The sequence below is a fragment of the Niallia sp. 03133 genome (assembly GCF_052663225.1).
In genome coordinates, this window is sequence record NZ_JBQTCY010000010.1 from 1 (window position 1) to 18,264 (window position 18,264).

An 18,264-nucleotide genomic window follows, 5' to 3' on the forward strand; every position below is an offset into this window, starting at 1 on the left:
TTGAAGGATTCTGGCTAGTTGAACTGACACGTATATAACCGATTTTTCGCAAAATGTCACCTCATTTTTGAGACAAGTCTTATGAGACGCTCTTAACTATGATTTTATCAGTCTCCTACACTTGTATCAATAGAGTACACTCTATTGATATATAATTGAACTAATTAACTGAATAATTACAGAAATGAGATGATACTGTATGAAAATTGCGAGAGGTAGAGAATTGCTTACACCAGAATAGCGGCAGGCCCTTATGCAAATTCCTGAAGATGAGTGGGTGCTAGGAACCTACTACACTTTTTCCAAACGAGATTTAGAAATTATAAATAAACGAAGGAGAGAAGAAAACCGTTTAGGGTTCGCCGTTCAATTAGCCGTTCTTCGGTATCCCGGTTGGCCATACACTCATATCAAAAGCATCCCGGATTCATTCATACATTATATATCGAAACAAATCGGTTCCAGTCCATCTTCGCTTAGTCTTTATCCTCAAAGAGAAAATACACTTTGGGATCATTTGAAAGAAATTCGAAGTGAATACGACTTTGTAACTTTTACTCTAAAAGAATATCGAATGATATTTAAGCATCTTCATCAATTAGCTTTGGAAAATGGTGATGCCATTCATCTACTACATGAATGCATAAATTTTCTAAGAATAAACAAAATCATAATGCCTGCTATCACTACACTTGAGAGAATGGTGTGGGAGGCAAGGGCAATGGCTGAAAAGAAGCTATTTAATACGGTTAGTCAATCTCTGACAAATGAGCAAAAAGAAAAGCTTGAAGAAATCATTAATTCGCAGCATCCATCCGAATCTAATAAAACGATATTAGGTTGGTTAAAAGGACCACCGGGTCATCCTTCACCCGAAACATTTCTAAAAGTAATAGAACGACTCGAATACATACGAGATATGGAATTAGAAACAGTACAAATTAGTCATTTGCATCGCAATCGTCTGTTACAGCTATCTCGCTTAGGTTCAAGATATGAGCCTTATGCATTTCGTGACTTTCAAGAAAATAAACGATATTCGATATTAACCGTCTATTTATTACATCTTACTCAGGAGTTAACGGATAAAGCTTTTGAAATTCATGACAGACAAATACTCAGTCTGTTATCAAAAGGCCGTAAGGCTCAAGAAGAAATTCAGAAACAAAACGGTAAAAAGCTGAATGAAAAGGTTATACACTTTACGAACATCGGACAAGCTTTAATCAAAGCAAAAGAGGAAAAATTAGACATATTTGAGGTTTTAGAATCCCTTATTGAATGGAATTCTTTTGTCTCTTCGGTGGAAGAAGCTCAGGAGCTTGCACGTCCTGCCGACTATGATTATTTAGACTTACAGCAAAAACGATTTTATTCACTTAGAAAATATACGCCAACGCTATTAAGGGTATTGGACTTTCATTCTACAAAGGCAAATGAATCACTTATACAAGCTGTAGAGATTATCCGAGAAATGAACGAATCTGGAAAGCGAAAAGTACCTGACGACTCACCTGTGGACTTTATCTCAAAGCGTTGGAAAAAACACTTATATGAGGATGACGGTACAATCAATCGTCATTATTATGAAATGGCCGTCTTAACAGAACTAAGGGAACATGTTCGGGCTGGTGATGTATCCATTGTGGGCAGTAGACAATATAGAGATTTTGAGGAATATTTGTTTTCAGAGGATACATGGAATCAAACGAAGGGAAATACGAGGTTATCAGTTAGTTTATCATTCGAAGAATATATGACAGAGAGAAACAGCAGCCTTAATGAAAGATTAAAGTGGTTATCTGCAAATTCCAACAAATTAGATGGAGTTTCTCTTGAAAAAGGAAAGTTATCAATTTCACGCTTAGAAAAAGATGTTCCAGAAGAAGCAAAGAAATTTAGTGCAAGTCTTTATCAGATGCTCCCAAGAATAAAATTAACCGATTTACTCATGGATATTGCTTATTTAACAGGATTTCATGAGCAATTCACTCATGCTTCCAATAATCGAAAGCCAGATAAAGAAGAAACGACCATTATCATGGCTGCCCTTTTAGGAATGGGACTGAATATTGGATTGAGTAAGATGGCTGAAGCAACACCCGGACTGACATATAAGCAACTAGCCAATGTGTCTCAATGGCGCATGTATGAAGACGCAATGAATAAAGCCCAAGCTGTATTAGTAAATTTTCATCACAAATTACAATTGTCTTCCTATTGGGGAGACGGCACAACATCTTCGTCAGATGGAATGAGAATGCAGTTAGGGGTTTCATCTCTACATGCAGATGCAAACCCACATTACGGAACCGGAAAAGGAGCCACTATCTATCGATTTACGAGTGATCAATTCTCTTCTTACTACACAAAGATTATTCATACTAATTCAAGGGATGCCATTCATGTATTGGATGGTTTATTACACCATGAGACGGATCTAAACATAGAAGAACATTATACAGACACAGCTGGTTATACAGACCAAATTTTCGGATTGACCCATTTATTAGGATTTAAATTTGCTCCAAGAATAAGGGATCTATCGGACTCAAAATTATTTACAATAGATAAAGCGAGTGAGTATCCAAAACTTGAAGCTATTTTACGTGGACAAATAAATACAAAAGTCATTGAAGAAAATTATGAGGATATTTTGCGATTAGCCCATTCAATAAGAATAAATATATCATCGGATACATTAGTTGAGAATTTGCTATAAAGCAGGAGAAAAGAATGTATCTTAACAATGAATTATATTGGTTGCTTTCAAGCGGCATTATCTACTATTTAATAAAAAAAAGTTTACAAAAAAGAAGCCTTTGCTATTTTAAGCGAGGGCTTTCAATTTTCCTGTTCTCATCCTATCTCAAATAACGATTCGATCTGTACGTTTTGTTTTCCTTTATATTCAAATTCATTTCGAACGTCATCTAAAACATAATCCTTCTTCCATTCCTCTTTGAAAAGCATAATTTTCTTAATGGCTGCTATGATCTGATAAATCTCCTCATTTGACATTGTTGGATGGAGAGATAAACGGATCCATCCAGGTTTATGGATAAATACTCCATTTTCTACTTCTTTGCTGATTTTTTTGGACTGCTTTATATCTAGATTTAGTAGATAATGCCCATAAGGACCTGCACAGGAACAGCCGCCTCGAACTTGGATGCCAAAACGGTCATTTAAGAGTCTCACCATTAAATCATAATGCAAGTCTTTGCAGGTAAAAGAAATAATACCGAGCCGTTCCTTGTTTTCTCCATCTAAAATGGTTATACCATCTATTTTTCCAAGCTCAGTTAACGCTAAGCAAACAAGTTCTTTTTCCCTTTGCTCTATCTTCTCTATTCCCATCTTTTCTTTTAATTGAATGGAGAGAGCTGTTTTTATCGCTTGTAAAAAACCAGGTGTTCCTCCATCTTCCCTTTCTTCCACATCTTTTTTATATATGATATCTCCCCATTGATTCGTAAAATCCACCGTTCCACCACCCGGAGAATCCGGTGTTTCAGAGGTTAATAATTGTTTATTGACGATAAGAACACCGCTTGTTCCTGGTCCGCCTAAAAATTTATGTGGAGAAAAATAAATAGCATCTAGTTTTTCCTGCGGGTTTTTTGGATGCATATTCATGTCTACGTACGGAGCCGATGCTGAAAAATCAACGAAACAAACGCCATTGTATTGATGCATGATTGCTGCTAATAGATAAAAATCCGTTTTTCGGCCAGTTACGTTGGAGCATGCCGTAAAAGCTCCAATTTTTATCTTCCGATGTTTATTCGCTTCCAGTATTTCTTGCAAATGTGCAGTATCTACATCTCCTTTTAATGTTGGACGAATCACTGCCACATCTGCTATTGTTTCGACCCAAGATAAATAATTAGAATGATGCTCCATATGCGTGACAAACACAATTGGCTTTTGTTCTTCTGGTATCGGTTTATCATATTGCTTTTTTAATCCTAGCATTCTCTGCAGCTTATTCACAACAGCTGTCATTCCAAAGCCAGCAAAAAAAATAGCATCCTCTTCGTTTGCATGTACATGTTTTTTTATTATTTGTTTCGCTTCATTATATGCTTTTGTCATGTAAGTTCCCGTTATATTGGATTCTGTATGGGTATTTGCAACATATGGCCCTAATTCTGCAACCATTTTTTCTTCAATTTTATGAAATAATCGACCGCTGGCAGTCCAGTCCGCATATAAAAGCGACTGCATACCATTTGCGGTGGAAAAAGTAAAATCATTGCCAATAATATTATCTTTTATTGGCTTAAAATACGCTTCAAGTGGACTATTGAAAAAGTATATGGATTCACCAACTTTTGCTCTGATCAAACTGAAAATCCCCTTTCTCCTTTACATAATAACGTATGATAAAATAAGAAAGAGGTTAATTATAAATTCCTTTTTCCTATCGACAATACGTAAAGGAGATGCAGTAATGATCATCCAATTTCCTGATTATGTCCAAGCATTTATGGAAGATTTACAAACTGCCGGCCGGTCAAAGCTGACTTTAAAGCAATATGACTCAGATTTAAAAAAATTTTTTAAGTGGCTGCATTTACATAAAAAAAGTATCGAATTTGAGACATTTAAAGCATTGCGTGCTGAGGATATTCGATCCTATTTTCAATATTTACATGAATTAAAATTATCGCAGGCAACCATTCGCCGTTTAGCATCAGTGCTTAGCCGGTTGATGAAGTTTCATCAATGCATCGCTGCAGAAGAAATTCACAAACTTTCCGATACAGCCCCACTACGAGCTTTAACTGATAATGATTTTATAAAAAAAGAAGAGTATCAGAAGCTGCTTCAAGTAATAAAAACGAAAGACAGCGAGTATCAAAAAAAATCAGCGAGAAATTACTTATTAGAAAGAAATATAGCGATTGTATCCATCATACGAACATACGGTCTAACTCCGACAGAAATATACACCCTTACGATGGAAAAAGTCAATTTTGCCCAAAATGAATTTATGCTGCAAACAGATGCACATCAAAGAACATTTCAGTTAAATGAAAAAATATCGAAATATTTAAGGAGTTATTTTTTTTCGATTCCTTCTCTATTCAGGCCAAAATATCATACAAAAGACCCGCTGTTTGTTGCTTTCAATAATATTTCTTTATCCTTCCAGTATGACTATGATAGACAACAGCCAAAAGGCTTATCAGTACGTGCTATACAAGAAATGATTAAGGATGAAGTTCGAAAAGCAAATCTGCGAAAAATTTCTGCTGTTACATTACGGAATACCGCCATCCTAGAAGCGCTCCAATCAGGGAATGCTGATGATCAATTAATGGAACGATTTGCTCTTACAAGTGAAGCGGCATTAAGGCGTTATAAGCAATACGCAGAAAAAGCACCAAAGGAGTAAGAAATATTGTAGTTGTTTCATAAAAGGGAAAGATCGCCCTTCTAGTAGAGCGATCTCTTTATTTTTATCCCACTCTTAACGGGCAGTAAAACCTCCACTGATGGAAGGTTCACTTTATAAACGTTTATTCCTTGCTTGCATTATTTTCTTCCCAATAAATATCTGAAAATACATCAGCAAAAGCATCGATTGTTCGATTTAGCTCACCTTCATTATTGTCAACTCCGCCAACTTCCAATAGTATCGCTTTATCAGAAAAGTTTTGATTATATATACCATTCCCCATATCTCTGCTTTTTGCGAACACTCCTTTACTAATGCCAGGATATTTTTTGTTCAATGCTTTATGCAATTTTTTTGAAAACTCTTCATTTTTTTCGTAATTGCTGTTGGCTCTTCCGATTACAAAGACAAGTTTGGCATAGCTTTTCCCGTTAATTGATGCTGTTGTACTTGCTTTTCGTGCAGAATCACGGTGTATATCAATTAAATATTTTAAGTCTTGATTTTGATTAACTGCCGATGCCACCACTTCTTTGGATACACTATAGGATGCACTATAGCTCCATTTTCTTTGTAAAAGCTTCTGATTAGTATTGGTAGTATCATGCTGAACACCAATCCCATTGTTCTGCAATCGCTTTGTTAATTTGCTGCCTAGTGCTACAACATTAACACGTGTATCCGAGCTGATGGCATCATCTGAAGTCGATGCGTTTTTAAGCAGCGGCAAATAGGATTCTAAATTATGTGTTTGATAGATAAACACATTTTTTGTTTTCGGATCTTTGTTTATTGCCGATCCCTTGTTTCCTTCTGTTGATTTTGGATCTTCTTCGTTCGATATTTTACTTTCATCCGCTTGTTTTGGATTTTCTAATACATCTTTTGATGGCATGGATTCAAATGGTAGATTAGCAATTGTCGTTCCTTTCTCCGCCACTACAATATCCGTATGATAAAACGTTAATAATGGAAGTTCTCTGCCTAACAAGGTCCTCGTATCATCTAATTTAATATTAGTAGCTGCTTGAAATAGCAGCCTTGAAATCGATAGTTCTCCATTTTCTGACTTAGGATAAAAGTGGTTTTCTCCCCTAAACAATTGGTAGTATATATTGGTTGAATCTACATTTTTAAGAAAATCACTAACATGCTCAGAAGAAAGCTTCATGGAGAAAACAGAGGTCGTAATGCCTGCAGTCAATAAAAAGACAAGGATGACTCCTAAAATAGTAGAGTGAATGTATTGAAAATAGTAGCGTAATTTAGATGTTTGCATAGGTCGTCTCCTTTCTAATACAGATATATGTTATTAATTGCTTTTTTAGAATGTTAATTTAATCTAATAAAATTGGATGCGTAAAATTATTTTCGAAGATTATCTTATACTACTATATATGATTGCTTGTATTCTTTTATTAGTATGATTTGAGAAAATACAATGCGAACTTATATACCTAATTGTAAAAATAAAACTAGATGTTGTAGAACTCCTTCTTTATTTGGTATCCTGGATATTTTTAAACCTTTGTAGAGCAATATACACCCAGTATAGTCTGTAGTGGATGGCTTTGCATACCGGTTTTGAAAGCCCGTTGGATGTTTCATCGCTTTTCGATCCTTTTGTTTTAATTCTATTATTTTTTGTATTAATATTATTTTGGATGCGTAAAATTTATAACACTCTGTAACTGGATAAAAAAAGAACAAGTAATGAGTATGAACTCACAACTTGTTCTACCTTCTTCTTTAGCTAATGGCCTATTAATTGATTAGTCTTACTTAAATGCAAAAAGCAATTCTGTTTCGCAGATTAGTTCTCCTCTTACGGTTGCCCTGCCTTTTGCCTTTGCAATCGTGTTTTTTAGTTTTGTTACAAAAACTTCTAAACAAAGCTCATCGCCAGGGAATACTTGCTTGCGAATTCTGCATCCATTTATTCTAGCTAAAAGTGCTTGCTTGTTATCATGCTTTTCATCACTATGAATAGCAACCGCCGTTACTTGTGCAATCGCTTCAATGATTAAAACGCCGGGCATAAGTGGACTTTGGGGATTTTGGCCAAATGCAAAAGTATCTTCTTTGCTAATTTGTTTTATTCCTACAGCCATGATCCCCTCTTTTAATTCCACTATTTCATCTACTAATGGCAATGGATATCGATTTAAAATTTCTTTTATTTTAGGCAAATTAATCATGTTATTCCCTCTCTATTGCTCCAGCTTTTTTTGAAGTTCTGCCATTACTTCACTTAGCTCTGTTGTAATAGTTGCCACATCTTTTTTTGTGCCGTCTTCCGTTTTTATTTCTATTGGATCTCCAAAAATAACCTTAATCTTTTTCCCGCTTAATAACCCCTTTAGATCTGTCGGTCCGCTGAATGCAGCAGGTACAATTGGAACTTTCGCCAAATTAGCGATAGTTGCCGCTCCTCTCTTTAATGGTACGTCTTCAGAGCTTCTTGTTCCACTTGGAAAAATGCCTACTATCTTATCTTCTTTTAATAATTTCACAGGGGTTTTAATACTGCTTGGACCAGGGTTTTCCCTATCTACCGGAAATGCATTAATGCTTGTTAAAAAACGTGCCGTTTTTGGTTTTTCAAACAGTTCTTTTTTTGCCATAAAATGAATTTTCTTTGGCAATAGCGATGTTCCAAGAGCTAACACATCCACCCAGCCAATATGCGAACAGGAAACAATATACCCTTTACCCTCTGGAAGCTTTTCCTTATTAATTATTTTTGTCCTGCCAAATATTCTCAACACCACATTGGCCAAATTTGCTGTAAAAGTATACATTATATAAAATCTCCTTTATATGTATCATCATTAATTTCTAATTATCCCATTGAACCTTCTATTATGTAGTATAACATCTACTATTAGTACTAGATACTATATTTTTTCTTTCCTATATTATATACCATATACACTAAAATGAGTAGAGAGAAGTATATGATAAAAGGAAAGCCTAATTAATCAATGGTGAAACTTATTTTTAAGCAAACAAAAACAGCAAGGACATCATGCCTGCTTGCTGTTTTCCTGCTACAATCGCTTATTTCGTTGATTGCAGCGGATGTAATAAACGTTTAATCGCTTTTGCCACTCCATTGTTGTCATTTGTGTCAGTTGTTTCCTTGCAGATGCTTTTTACATCTTCTCTTGCATTCCCCATTGCTACAGGATATCCAACTTTGCTTAGCATGGATAGATCATTCATGCTGTCGCCCATTGCCATGGTTTCATTCAAGGAAATGCCTAAATGCTCGGTTAATATTGATAAAGAATGTCCTTTTGATGCAAGCAAATGCTCAAATTCGAAATTAAATCTACCGGACGTAACTAACGTAACAGTAAGATCGTCTTTAAACATTTCCCATCCTGTATCTAATTTTTCCTGATCAAACGAAAAAGCTAAAATATTATACATATTTATTGGCATGGCAGCTAACTCTTTATAGGAAGAAATATAATAAAATCCGGTTTGCCCGTATTGCACTTTTGCATATTTCTCCAATTCCTCTCGATCCAAATCAGGGTTGGCTGTACATAATCGGTCCAATTCAATTGCTATTAATTCCTTTCCTCTTTGAGGTGTATAAATATAATCGTCACTGAATACTTCATAATAATAGTCATTTGTTTCCAGCCATTCTAGTATATCAATTCCCTTGTCCCTATCCATTGGAACATGATGAAATAATTGTCCTTCTGGAGAATGAATCGTTGCCCCATTTGCACCTATAATCCAAGTTTTTACACCTGTTTCTTTAAATAGCTCCACTACATCTAGATAGTTTCTTCCGGTTGCAACAACTACTTCTATGCCATTATTTTGCGCCTCTTTTATCACTTGCTGGTTTTCTTCGCTTATTCTGCTTTTATGATTCAAAAGTGTTCCATCTAAGTCTAATGCGATACATTTTATCATTTATTGACCCACCTTATTGGAATTTGCTACTAACAGTTCTACATTGTTTTCTGTTAATAGTTGAATAAACGCTTGATTCGGTTCTTCATCGGTAATAACTAAATCAATTTCTTCTAACTTGGCAAATTGAAAAAATTCTGTAATGCCTATTTTGCTATGATCCGCTAGAACAATTACTTGTTTTGCCCGCTGCATCATTTTTCTTTTTACAGCACCATCCTCTTCATCCACAATAGTCAGACCATTTTCCGATATCCCAACTATCCCTATAAATACTTTATCAACGGTGAAATAATCTAATTTTTCTAGCACAGAGTGTCCATAAAGATAACGATGTTCTTTGTGAAGAATGCCCCCAAGCAAGTGTATGTTCGGATTGGTCTTATCAGACAATATTTCCGCCACATGAATGGAATTAGTAATGACTGTACATTCTAGGTCAATATATTCTCCCATTGCCTGCACTGTTGTGGAAGTATCTAAAATAATATGATCATTATCTTGAATTAATGTTGCTGCCAATTTGCCAATCTTTTTTTTCTCTTCCGATACATATTGCAATCGGTGGTGATAATTATGAACTCGTTTATGATTACTTGGAAGAATTGCTCCTCCTCTTGTTCGAATGATTTTTTGCTGTTCTTCAAGCTTTACAAGGTCTCTTCGTGCTGTATCTCGAGAAACATCATAATAAGTACAAATATCCTCCACCGTTATTCGGTTATGATCGGTTAAATATTGCAAAATAAGCAGTAATCTTTCTTCTTGAGACATATGCTGCTCCTTTTTTATTATTTTCATAAGTTATTATAAGTTATTAGATGTAAAAACGCCACACAAAATAAGTTTTATTAAGTAAAATAATTAATTTCACTTAATTTTTGACAAAAAAATACTTAATAGCTTTTCTCTAAAAGAAAAGCTATTAAGTATTGGGGAATTTTATTAAGAAACGGAAACATCCTTTTTCTGCTTTAACAACCAGTCTAACGTTCGGCTTATTAATTCGGTAAAATAAACTTCTGCAGAAAATGTATGATCTCCATTGTTTATCGTGTATGTTTCAACATTTCCATTTTTTCTGCGCAAATAATTTTTCTCATACTCGTAAATATATTCATATGGGATATCAGCATCTGCTGTTCCATGTAAGAGCAATACATCACCTGAAAAATGGGCACATTCTATTAGAGGATGAAAATTTCTCATGTTTTGAAAGTAATAATCGGTAAAAGAGTAGCCATGATAATCAATGAATGGACGAGATTTTAATGAAGCAACCTTGTTTTCTCCAAAAATCTTCAAAAGATCACCATAGGGTTCTCCCACAGCAGCCCATTGAATTAATTTATGGATTCTTTTATCAGATGCAGCTGTTAAAGCTGAAACTGCGCCGCCGAGACTATGTCCGATTAAAGTAAGATTGCTAACAAAATATAAAGAAGACACATAATCCACTATTGCTTTTGTTTGTTCCAATAATTCTGGCATGCTGTAGTTGCCGTAAATTCCTGTACTTTCCCCACATCCACTATAATCGAAACGGTAGACAATATAATCTTCCTCTGTTAAATGATGACCAGCTTTCACAAATAATCGATCCACGCCTATTCTGCTGCCAATCAAGCCGTGGCAAATAATAATTGCCTCATACTTTTTCTTTTCATTAAAATTTTTTGGATAATCAACGGATAAAGCAAGCTGTTCTGACTGCCAATTTATATACGTAAACATTTATCTATTACCTCCTAGTCCCAAGCGGTTAAAACAAAACGAACTATAATAAACTATTCCTACCTGTTTACTTTGTTTTAAAACCATAAACCTTCCACCTTATTATCATAATATTATTATAGTGTACATTTTATTTGATTGTCAAAGCAAAGTTTGTCTTTCTGCTGACTTCTCTTTTCAAATATGAAATAATAAAAAGAAAAAGAAAAGGATGAAATAGATGTATTATATCGACTACCATCATCACTCCAATCATTCTTTCGATTCCAAAGCTGATATGGAAGAAATATGCGAAAACGCAATCAAACTAGGAGTGAAAGAAATATGTTTCACCGAACATTTTTCCGTAAATCCGAAAGTACCTACCTTTGGATACATGAATTGGGAAAAATACTTATCTGCCATTAAGAATTGTCAAAATAAATTTAATGCTCAGCTGAAAATTAAAATTGGCATTGAACTTTGTGAGCCGCATTTAATGCAAGAAGAATATAAACAGGTCCTAACTGATATTCCATTAGATTTTATACTTGGGTCTGTCCACAATATCGAAGAAAGTACATTGCGGAAATATATGAATGCATTTCCCGAAAAAGATATATACGAACTATATTTTCTGGAATTATATGACATGATTCAATTAGCAGATATTGATGTTATTGCTCATTTTGATTTAATGAAAAGATACGCTTATAAAACGGTTGGATTTTATTCATTTGAAAAATATAAGTCAATCATTACAGAGATATTAAAGACAGCCATTAAAAGAGGCATTGGCTTGGAAATTAATACTTCTGGCCTTCGAACCGAATTACAAGAGAGCCTGCCTTCCAAAGATACTTTATCCTTATATCGCCAATTAGGAGGCGAGCTGTTAACAATTGGCTCCGATTCCCACTTTGTCGAAACAGTTGGCTCACACTTTGAAGATGCTGTATTATTGGCAAAAGAATGCGGATTCACCCATTTGTATACATATGAAAAAAGAAATCCACAGGCTTTAAAATTCATATAAAAAGGATGTGCAAATGATCGAATCATTTGCACATCCTTGCTAATTATTCTTCTACGGCAAATACGAAACGATCAGTTCACTTTCTCCCTCTAAAATAAAGTCAGAAATCGAACTCGGAAGTAAAAAGTGGTCTCCTTTTTGAAACGCATAATCCTCTGTAACTGTTTTTAGTTTACCTTGTCCTTCCAAGACACTGCATAAAAGAAACGGCTTGGATTGTTTATTACTGCTTTCTCCATTCAATTCCCATTTTTCCACCGAAAAATATTCACACTCTACAAAATTAGTAATCGTAATCCCTGGTTTTTGTTCTACATTTATTTCTTGCTGTTCTGCTTGGTGCGGAACGGTTGTTACATTTATGGACTGCTCTATATGTAATTGTCTTTTATTCCCTGAATCATCTACTCTGTCATAATCGTATACTCGATAAGTTGTATCCGAATTTTGCTGTGTTTCTAAAATGATAATTCCTTCCCCAATTGCATGGATGGTACCACTTGGCACAAAAAAGAAATCCCCTTTTCTCACCTGAACCTTACGTAATAAATCATTCCAGCGATTTTCAGCGATCATCGTTTTTAACGCTTCTTGTGACTTAGCATGATGCCCAAAAATAATTTCTGCTCCCTCTTTACAATCTACAATATACCAGCATTCTGTTTTTCCTAATTCCCCATTTGCATGTTCTTTTGCATATTCATCATTAGGATGTACTTGGACAGATAAATCTTGATTTGCATCTAAAATTTTCGTTAAAAGCGGGAACTTGTCCCCTTCTATATTGGCAAATAACTCGCGGTTATTTTCCCATAAATCACCTAAAGTTTTCCCTTTAAATTCTCCATTTTTCACCACACTTTGACCATGTGGATGTGCAGCAAAAGCCCAGCATTCTCCTGTTGTATTCGATGGAATGGCATAGCCGAAATTTCGAAGCTCAGTTCCTCCCCAAATTTTTTCTTGAAAAATTGGATCAAAAAAAATAGGCTGTTTACTCATATATTGGTAGACTCCTTTTACTACTAGATACTACCATTTTACCATAATTTTTTTAAAAATTGTAAGTATTTTCATATAGTGAAAAATTATTCTATAATGTCTAAATGATTGTTTTCCTCGTTAAAATTCCTATATAGCACGTTTATTATATTAGAGGAAAATTTATCCAACTGTATAATAGACGAAAAAATATACTCTATGCTATTATGATTAATGTCTAATATTAGAATAAATAAACTATTTTTTAATAACCTTTATTAAACGTTTTAATATAGTAGCATTCAGAATACAGGAAGGTGTACAGAATGAGCAAACAACGAAATAAAACACAAGAAAATCTTCATGCTGGTATTTAAACGAAGCACTTGCCTTTAAAGCTGCTGGCTCTATCCATGAAGAGCTTATTCAAGCCTTCAATGAGATAAATAATCTTACCTATTTAAGTCCAGATGCTCTTCTTCAACTGGATGTATCTGAACAAAGAGCAAAAATAAACGTATTACTTTTGCATGCTAGTAAACTAGTTCGCTCTCCATCACTGATAGGGCGAAAACAATCAAACAAAGGTCAGAAGAATTTTGGCAAAAGAATAGATCTAATTGGTGCCAACCTTCGTGGAGCTGATTTAAGGGGCGCTGACTTAAGAGGATGCCTCCTAATAGCAGCAGATGTTACAAAAGCAGACTTGCGTGCAGCTGATCTTATTGGAGCTGATTTTAGAGATGCAAATCTCAGCGGAGCAGATCTGACAGGAAGCATCTTTCTTACACAGGAACAGTTGAACGCAGCAAATGGAGATAAAAAAACGAAACTGTCCTCTTCCCTTATTCGTCCGTCTCATTGGCAGGAAATAAAGGGTACGAAGTAGAACTTTTTTAAGTAATTCTAACTATGAGGGCATTTCCATCCAAAGGGCTGAAGTGTTAAAATCATATCCACTTTTCCATAAATAGTAATTCATCTTTTTTAAAACCCTGTTTTTCATAAAATTTTTGTACATTTGCATTTTCCATTTCAATTAATAAATTAACCTTTTCACATCCTAATTGTTTAAAACGATTTTCAAGCTCTGCGATTATTTTTTGGCCGATATTTTGCCCTTGAAACGCAGGGTCTACAGCTAAATGATTGACCCATCCTCTTCTTCCATCATAGGTGCCCATTACAACTCCTATAATTCGATTGTCATCCTCCATTAAAAAAAACAACTCTTTGTCCCTTTTTAATTTTTCCTTCATTCCCTGATAAGTATCAGATCGAGAAAGAGTTATTCCTGCTTTTTTCCAAAGATTAATAACGGAATCAAAATCATCTAAAGTGAACGAACGAAATTTCATTGAACAACCTCCAGAATGGGATAAGCTTAACAATTAAAACAACTGTTGCTTAATTATTAACTATATGCCAACCTAACTTTGTCTCTCTTTAATCCTAATCTCATAATCTACTCCCCCTCTAAATAATCTTTTCTATTCTAGTAAAGGGATCATTTTTTTCCTCGATATCTGATTCTGTTGAAACAAGGTCTGGTTCATTTGCTTTTTGTCTTCTTTTTTCCAGCAGTCTTTTTTTCTCTTCTATTGTTGATTTTTTACACAATAGTGCCGATTTAGCTGTCAGTTTCAACAAGTAATGTTCCCATTGCGAAAAATCAATTGTCTCAAAGGTTTTATATGCAGTAACCAATGATTTTTCGGCTACTATTTGTGCTAATTCTCTATCTTTCAGAATACAGAAAGAAATTTGGAAAAGCTTTTGTGTGTAACAAGCCACTATTTGATTGTAACGTTGTATTTTTGTCACTGCACATCCACCTTTCCAAAATATCTTTAGTTCTTATCTAACTTCGTTTTTAAGCTTTCTGGTAAATCATGTTCCGAAATAAACGAAATATCAACTTGTTGAACATATTTATAGGAGATCACCACAGCATATTTTTTCCAATCATGAACTGAAAGGTCCAATATATTTTGCTGCATCTGTTTATCGTTCACCAATACAGTATCATCTAATTCCTGCATGGTCTTTTCTATATCATTTAAATTATAATCATATCTATCCGCTATTTTAAGAGCACTTGTTTTTGCTATTTTTATTTCTTTTATATCGTCATAGGTTAAGATGCTTTTTTGGAGCAGCCCTTTATCCTTTAACCACTTTCTGCTTTCTGAATAAGTTGGACTTAACTGGATGGCATAAGGTTCTTCTTTTTGTCCTTTTAATGTAATCTCAATGGTAGTAGCATTAGCAAAAGACGATGTCATGCTTTCATATGTTTCAGCCAGCCTATCCTTTTGCAATGCTGAAATGAATTCTTTTATTTCTTGAATATTTGCAAGCCGGACAAAGTCATTTTTGTAGCCGGATCTAAGCAATATATCATTGACTTCATCACTTCTTATGGAGAATATTTTAGTATTCAGCGCTTTGAACTCTTGTGATTCATATATTGGTTTAAGCTTGTTTTCATAATCCTCTCTATTGACCTTATAATTTCGATAAATATTTCTTCCGTTCTTTAATTTATATTTAATGCGAATGATAGAGGCACCTTTTTTATTTGGCTGCTGGTTTTTGCGAGCAATCAATTCCTTATGCAAGGTTAAAACATGGTTAATATTAACTTGTGAATCCATCATTCTATCTTTCTCCTCATTTTCTGCAATATAGTAGTCAGAAAGTGAAACACTTTGAATGGAATCAATACTTGGAGTATATTTCTCATATACTTTTACAATTGGAATCATAATAACTATAAGCAGAGAAATACTTGCTATAAAGATAGGTAACTTCTTTAAAGTGAAAAATACTCTCCACGTTTTTCTCAAGATCATTTCTGCAACTAAGTAACCGATAACAGCACCTAAAATGCTTCCAATTATGCCTGCAGATTTCCCGATGTCAGCTACATCGCCATATAGACTGCCAATCAATAAACAAGAAACTGTAAATGTGTACTTAAATAATCCTTTCAACTTGGAAAAAGCTAATGCTTGTGATATTGCTTCTGCTTTTCTTTTTTGATAAAGAATAAATGCGAAAAAATAGAAACAGATCGCACATACAAAATAAATAACATAATGACTTCGCGAAACTTCCGTATTTTCTATTATTACAGGCACCAATATTGGCGATAACAGCGCTGCTTTGTCTGTCAGCAAATCATTGAAAGGGAATCCGTATATCCAAACATTAAAGTTATAGCAAATTAAAAAGAAAATACAGGTTGGAAACAATAGAAATAAGCAGGTAAATACTCCTTGTATGATTGATAACCCTGTTAACATACCGATAAAAACGCATGATACAAACAGCAGGATGCTAAAAATACAGAAAACGGCTGTCCAATAGTAGATTTCATTTACCGCAAAAAATCTTTCTAAGTGAAAGAATGGATACATGATCCGCAATATGATTCCATTTAATACAATCGGCAAAACGAGTAATACTAAACCACTGATACAATAATAATGAAATAAAAACTTCCTGCTTAAAGGAAGACTATGCATTAAATCACTATATGCCTTATGCTGGGTAAATCGAAATAAAAAAATAGCCAACAGTATTGGCAATAAAATAATTACTGCCATTTGAAAAGAAATATTAATTTTAAATAAATGCTGATACATGTCAAAATAATATGTATTTTCTTCTATATGTTTATTCATTAACATAAGCTGCAGGGGAACAGAAAAGAAGACAACCAAAAAGGATAAAATACTGACCCAGCCTACACTTCTAAATATAAGAAGGGATAATTGCTTATGATAAAAGAATCGATTCAATCGCATAATTTTGATCCTCCATTTCATAAATAAATATTTCTTCTAATGTAAGTGGAAGTATATCCATAAGAATGGGATGATGTTCTTCTAATACAGCAATTATTTGTTCTTTGTTCCCCTTTACAATCAGTGTTTGTACACTCCCTCGCTGCTCAGTAGATAATATATCAAGCTTATTGAATGCAATTCCTTCCGATCCTTTTTTAAAGGCAATTTGGATTTTATGAATATCCGACTTTAAATCATCAATATCCTTTTCCAATAAGCATTTCCCATGATGAATGATACTTACATGGTCGCATAAATCTTCTACTTCTCTTAAATTATGGGAAGAAATAATGACCGTCATTTCCCTAACAGCCACTTCTTGAACAAGTAAATTTTTTACTTTTGTCCGTATTACAGGATCCAGTCCATCAAAAGGTTCGTCCAGTATTAACAATTCGGGACGTGCAGCAAACGCCAGCCAAAACGCAGCCTGCCTTTGAAGTCCTTTTGAATACGTATGTATTTTTTTGTTTGTATCCAAAGTAAAGATTTCAGCCATTCTTTCATAGTCGGAATCGCTCCAACTAGGATAGATGCTTTTATAAAAATCAGCCATTTGTTTGATGCTATATTGAGGAAAAAAGGTTGGATAATCAGGAAGAAAAAACAACCTCTTTTTTCTGTTATTATTTTCATAAACGGCTTCCCCATCTATGGCTATTTCTCCACTGTCCTGTTTTAAGATGCCTGCCAAAAGTTTTAAAATGGTGGTTTTCCCAGCACCATTGGATCCAAGCAATCCATATATGGAACCTTTATTTACAGTGATGCATACATGATCAAGAATGGTTGCATTTTCGATTTTTTTATTTACATGATGAAGCTTGATCATTTATATCATTCCCCCTTTCTGATCATTTAGCTTGTGCAACATGATCATGATCTCATTTGTAGTGACCCCTAAATAAAGTGCTTCTTTCATTAGCTTCTCTAGTTTTTGAAAGGCATCTAATTTTTTGTTTTCGTTGACGATATTTGTTGAGCTATTCACAAAACTGCCCTTTCCTTTTACCGAATAAATATAGCCCTGACTTTCTAATTCTCTATATGCTTTTTGTATTGTATTCGGATTAATCGTTAATTGAGCAGCTAATGTTCGAACAGATGGAAGCTGTTCATCGGCTTGCAGCACCCCTGAAACAATTAATTGAATTAATTTTTCCACCAACTGTTCATAGATAGGGGTTCTGCTTCTTAAATCAAGTTCAAACATCGGTAGCCTCCAATCTGTATTAAGTGTACTATTATTCGTAATACAGTTAATATTATAGTCGATCTTTTTTAGAAAAAAAAGGATTTTTTGTAATTTTATCTCTTTCCACACTTAACGGGCAGTA

At 34.3% G+C, this 18,264-nt stretch carries 16 protein-coding genes and 1 pseudogene; 4 read left to right on the forward strand and 13 right to left on the reverse strand.

Annotated elements, in window-relative coordinates:
* Positions 1-253 precede the first annotated feature (253 nt).
* Positions 254-2,707, forward strand: a pseudogene (locus ACTYBU_RS14700) (Tn3 family transposase); the annotation flags it as partial.
* Between the two features lie 152 nt (positions 2,708-2,859).
* On the opposite strand, the gene ACTYBU_RS14705 reads toward ACTYBU_RS14700, so the two are convergent.
* Positions 2,860-4,350, reverse strand: coding sequence for an aminotransferase class V-fold PLP-dependent enzyme (locus ACTYBU_RS14705; protein WP_445490887.1), 1,491 nt, complete (start codon positions 4,348-4,350; stop codon positions 2,860-2,862).
* Between the two features lie 106 nt (positions 4,351-4,456).
* Between ACTYBU_RS14705 and ACTYBU_RS14710 the strand changes: the two genes are divergently transcribed.
* Positions 4,457-5,404 carry a tyrosine-type recombinase/integrase gene (locus tag ACTYBU_RS14710; protein WP_445490889.1) on the forward strand — a complete coding sequence of 316 codons (948 nt, stop codon included), beginning with the start codon at positions 4,457-4,459 and terminating at the stop codon, positions 5,402-5,404.
* Positions 5,405-5,528: 124 nt separating this feature from the next.
* Here the strand turns inward: ACTYBU_RS14710 and spoIIP are convergent, their stop codons facing one another.
* From spoIIP to ACTYBU_RS14740, 6 genes are all read right to left on the reverse strand, one after another.
* Positions 5,529-6,686 (reverse strand): stage II sporulation protein P, encoded by a 1,158-nt coding sequence (spoIIP, locus tag ACTYBU_RS14715; RefSeq protein ID WP_445490890.1) that lies wholly within the window; start codon positions 6,684-6,686, stop codon positions 5,529-5,531.
* 499 nt (positions 6,687-7,185) lie between these two features.
* The gene (gene fabZ, locus ACTYBU_RS14720) at positions 7,186-7,605 is read right to left on the reverse strand and encodes a 3-hydroxyacyl-ACP dehydratase FabZ (RefSeq protein WP_445490892.1); all 420 of its coding nucleotides are present in this window, start codon (positions 7,603-7,605) and stop codon (positions 7,186-7,188) included.
* A gap of 12 nt (positions 7,606-7,617) precedes the next feature.
* On the reverse strand, positions 7,618-8,208 hold the full coding sequence (locus ACTYBU_RS14725) for a lysophospholipid acyltransferase family protein (RefSeq protein WP_445490894.1): 591 nt from the start codon (positions 8,206-8,208) through the stop codon (positions 7,618-7,620).
* Between the two features lie 259 nt (positions 8,209-8,467).
* The gene (locus ACTYBU_RS14730; RefSeq protein WP_445491176.1) at positions 8,468-9,340 is read right to left on the reverse strand and encodes a Cof-type HAD-IIB family hydrolase; all 873 of its coding nucleotides are present in this window, start codon (positions 9,338-9,340) and stop codon (positions 8,468-8,470) included.
* Positions 9,341-9,343: 3 nt separating this feature from the next.
* Positions 9,344-10,117 carry a DeoR/GlpR family DNA-binding transcription regulator gene (locus tag ACTYBU_RS14735; RefSeq protein ID WP_445490896.1) on the reverse strand — a complete coding sequence of 258 codons (774 nt, stop codon included), beginning with the start codon at positions 10,115-10,117 and terminating at the stop codon, positions 9,344-9,346.
* Positions 10,118-10,288: 171 nt separating this feature from the next.
* Positions 10,289-11,077, reverse strand: a complete 789-nt coding sequence (locus ACTYBU_RS14740; RefSeq protein ID WP_445490897.1) for an alpha/beta hydrolase — start codon at positions 11,075-11,077, stop codon at positions 10,289-10,291.
* A 220-nt stretch (positions 11,078-11,297) separates the two neighbouring features.
* Between ACTYBU_RS14740 and ACTYBU_RS14745 the strand changes: the two genes are divergently transcribed.
* Positions 11,298-12,092, forward strand: a complete 795-nt coding sequence (locus ACTYBU_RS14745) for a histidinol-phosphatase HisJ family protein (RefSeq protein ID WP_445490899.1) — start codon at positions 11,298-11,300, stop codon at positions 12,090-12,092.
* 51 nt (positions 12,093-12,143) lie between these two features.
* On the opposite strand, the gene manA is transcribed toward ACTYBU_RS14745, so the two are convergent.
* The gene (manA, locus tag ACTYBU_RS14750) at positions 12,144-13,094 is read right to left on the reverse strand and encodes a mannose-6-phosphate isomerase, class I (RefSeq protein WP_445490900.1); all 951 of its coding nucleotides are present in this window, start codon (positions 13,092-13,094) and stop codon (positions 12,144-12,146) included.
* A 505-nt stretch (positions 13,095-13,599) separates the two neighbouring features.
* Here manA and ACTYBU_RS14755 point away from each other — a divergent pair.
* Positions 13,600-13,962, forward strand: a complete 363-nt coding sequence (locus tag ACTYBU_RS14755; RefSeq protein ID WP_445490902.1) for a pentapeptide repeat-containing protein — start codon at positions 13,600-13,602, stop codon at positions 13,960-13,962.
* Positions 13,963-14,023: 61 nt separating this feature from the next.
* On the opposite strand, the gene ACTYBU_RS14760 is transcribed toward ACTYBU_RS14755, so the two are convergent.
* From ACTYBU_RS14760 to ACTYBU_RS14780, 5 genes are all read right to left on the reverse strand, one after another.
* Positions 14,024-14,431 carry a GNAT family acetyltransferase gene (locus ACTYBU_RS14760; protein ID WP_445490903.1) on the reverse strand — a complete coding sequence of 136 codons (408 nt, stop codon included), beginning with the start codon at positions 14,429-14,431 and terminating at the stop codon, positions 14,024-14,026.
* Between the two features lie 118 nt (positions 14,432-14,549).
* Positions 14,550-14,897 (reverse strand): hypothetical protein, encoded by a 348-nt coding sequence (locus ACTYBU_RS14765; protein ID WP_445490905.1) that lies wholly within the window; start codon positions 14,895-14,897, stop codon positions 14,550-14,552.
* Positions 14,898-14,923: 26 nt separating this feature from the next.
* A complete protein-coding gene (locus ACTYBU_RS14770; protein ID WP_445490906.1) occupies positions 14,924-16,885 on the reverse strand; it encodes a DUF6449 domain-containing protein in 1,962 nt (653 codons plus the stop codon).
* Complete coding sequence (locus ACTYBU_RS14775; RefSeq protein WP_445490908.1) at positions 16,857-17,759, reverse strand: ABC transporter ATP-binding protein; 903 nt, start codon at positions 17,757-17,759, stop codon at positions 16,857-16,859. Before ACTYBU_RS14775 ends, ACTYBU_RS14770 begins: the two co-directional genes overlap by 29 nt.
* A complete protein-coding gene (locus tag ACTYBU_RS14780) occupies positions 17,760-18,140 on the reverse strand; it encodes a GntR family transcriptional regulator (protein ID WP_445490909.1) in 381 nt (126 codons plus the stop codon).
* Positions 18,141-18,264 lie beyond the last annotated feature (124 nt).

What these genes read in the sequence shown, in the direction of transcription:
- ACTYBU_RS14710 (WP_445490889.1), top strand. Translation starts at nt 4,457, where the DNA reads ATGATCATCCAATTTCCTGATTATGTCCAAGCATTTATGGAAGATTTA.
- spoIIP (WP_445490890.1), bottom strand. Translation starts at nt 6,686, where the DNA reads ATGCAAACATCTAAATTACGCTACTATTTTCAATACATTCACTCTACT.
- fabZ (WP_445490892.1), bottom strand. Translation starts at nt 7,605, where the DNA reads ATGATTAATTTGCCTAAAATAAAAGAAATTTTAAATCGATATCCATTG.
- ACTYBU_RS14725 (WP_445490894.1), bottom strand. Translation starts at nt 8,208, where the DNA reads ATGTATACTTTTACAGCAAATTTGGCCAATGTGGTGTTGAGAATATTT.
- ACTYBU_RS14735 (WP_445490896.1), bottom strand. Translation starts at nt 10,117, where the DNA reads ATGTCTCAAGAAGAAAGATTACTGCTTATTTTGCAATATTTAACCGAT.
- ACTYBU_RS14740 (WP_445490897.1), bottom strand. Translation starts at nt 11,077, where the DNA reads ATGTTTACGTATATAAATTGGCAGTCAGAACAGCTTGCTTTATCCGTT.
- ACTYBU_RS14745 (WP_445490899.1), top strand. Translation starts at nt 11,298, where the DNA reads ATGTATTATATCGACTACCATCATCACTCCAATCATTCTTTCGATTCC.
- manA (WP_445490900.1), bottom strand. Translation starts at nt 13,094, where the DNA reads ATGAGTAAACAGCCTATTTTTTTTGATCCAATTTTTCAAGAAAAAATT.
- ACTYBU_RS14760 (WP_445490903.1), bottom strand. Translation starts at nt 14,431, where the DNA reads ATGAAATTTCGTTCGTTCACTTTAGATGATTTTGATTCCGTTATTAAT.
- ACTYBU_RS14770 (WP_445490906.1), bottom strand. Translation starts at nt 16,885, where the DNA reads ATGCGATTGAATCGATTCTTTTATCATAAGCAATTATCCCTTCTTATA.
- ACTYBU_RS14775 (WP_445490908.1), bottom strand. Translation starts at nt 17,759, where the DNA reads ATGATCAAGCTTCATCATGTAAATAAAAAAATCGAAAATGCAACCATT.
- ACTYBU_RS14780 (WP_445490909.1), bottom strand. Translation starts at nt 18,140, where the DNA reads ATGTTTGAACTTGATTTAAGAAGCAGAACCCCTATCTATGAACAGTTG.